The organism is Micromonospora sp. MH33 (assembly GCF_003013775.1).
GTDB lineage: Bacteria > Actinomycetota > Actinomycetes > Mycobacteriales > Micromonosporaceae > Micromonospora > Micromonospora fulviviridis.
The window spans coordinates 1-1,484 of sequence record NZ_MUYZ01000624.1 but is presented as its reverse complement, the minus strand read 5'-3'; the positions used below and the strand labels follow the sequence as shown (position 1 = coordinate 1,484).

Genomic DNA, 1,484 nt, shown 5'->3' with positions numbered 1-1,484 from the left:
CTGGCCGAGTTCCGGGCGGTGCTGGAGGGGTTGAGCTTCTCGGCGCCGCTGCTGCCGGTGGTGTCGAACCTGACCGGGGCCCTCGCCGGCCCCGAGGAGCTGACCCGCGCCGACTACTGGGTCCGCCACGTCCGGGAGACCGTCCGCTACGCCGACGGCATCACCGCACTGCGCGACGCCGGCGCGGACACGTTCCTGGAGGTCGGCCCGCAGAGCGTCCTCACCGCCCTCAACGCCGACCTGCTGCCCGACGGCGCCGTGGCGGTCGCCGCACAGCGCCGCGACCGCGACGCCGGACCCGCGCTGCTGCACGCCCTGGCCGAACTGCACGTCCACGGCGTTCCCGTGACCTGGACCCAGTGGTACGCCGGGACCGACCCGCAGCGGGTGGACCTGCCGACGTACCCGTTCCAGCACGAGCGCTACTGGCTCGGCGCCGGCCGGGCCCGCGCGGGCGACGTCACCGGCGCCGGACTCGGCGTCGCCGGCCACCCGCTGCTCGGCGCGGCCGTCACCGTCGCCGGTGCCGACATGGTCGTCCTGACCGGCCGGCTGTCGCTGGCCACCCATCCCTGGCTCGCCGACCACGTCGTGGCCGGCACCGTCATCGTCCCCGGCACCGCCCTCGTCGAACTCGCCGTACGGGCCGGCGACGAGGTCGGCACCTCCCGGGTACGGGAGCTCACCCTCGCCGCGCCGCTGGTGCTGCCCGCGACCGGCGGGGTGCGGGTGCAGGTGCGGGTCGGCGCCGCCGACGAGACCGGCGGCCGCGCCGTCGCGGTCCACTCCCAGCCCGACGGCGACACCGACTGGACCCCGCACGCGGACGGCGTGCTGGAGCCCGCGTCGACCGACGAGCCCACTCTCGCCGCCTGGCCGCCCGCCGGGCTCGCCGAGGTGGACCTGGACGCCTGGTACCCGACGCTGGCGGAACACGGCCTGTCGTACGGGCCGGTGTTCCAGGGGCTGCGCCGGCTGTGGACCGCCGACGACGAGGTGTACGCCGAGATCGGCCTTCCCGACGACGCGGCCGGCGAGGCGTCCCGCTTCGGGGTGCACCCGGCCCTGCTGGACGCGGCGCTGCACCCGGTCGGTCTGCTGCTCGCCGGCGACGGGGACGGTCCACGGGTGCCGTTCGCGTTCGAGGGCGTGCAGGTGCACGCCTCCGGAGCGCGCGCCCTGCGGGTCCGGCTCACCCGGGCCGGCACGGCGGCCCGGCTGGTCGCCGTGGACGAGTCCGGCGCGCCGGTCGTGTCCGTCGACTCGCTGGCCCTGCGGGAGCTGACCGGGGTGGCCGCCCGGGGCGCCGCGGCCCGGTCCCTGTTCGAACTCACCTGGCAGCCCCAGGACGTCACCCCGGCCGCCGAGACATCCGGCTGGGCCCTGCTGGCCGGCGACGAGCTGACGGCCGGCCGGCCGGACCTGCCGGCGTTCCCGACCGTGGCGGCGCTCGCCGAGGCGGTCCGGGCGGCCCGGGCCGACGC

The 1,484-nt window shown here is 77.7% G+C and carries 1 protein-coding gene; it reads left to right on the top strand.

Features of this window, described 5'->3' with window-relative positions:
- A partial coding sequence (locus tag B0E53_RS36460; protein ID WP_210406367.1) for a polyketide synthase dehydratase domain-containing protein occupies positions 1 to 1,484 on the top strand: 1,484 nt, incomplete at both ends.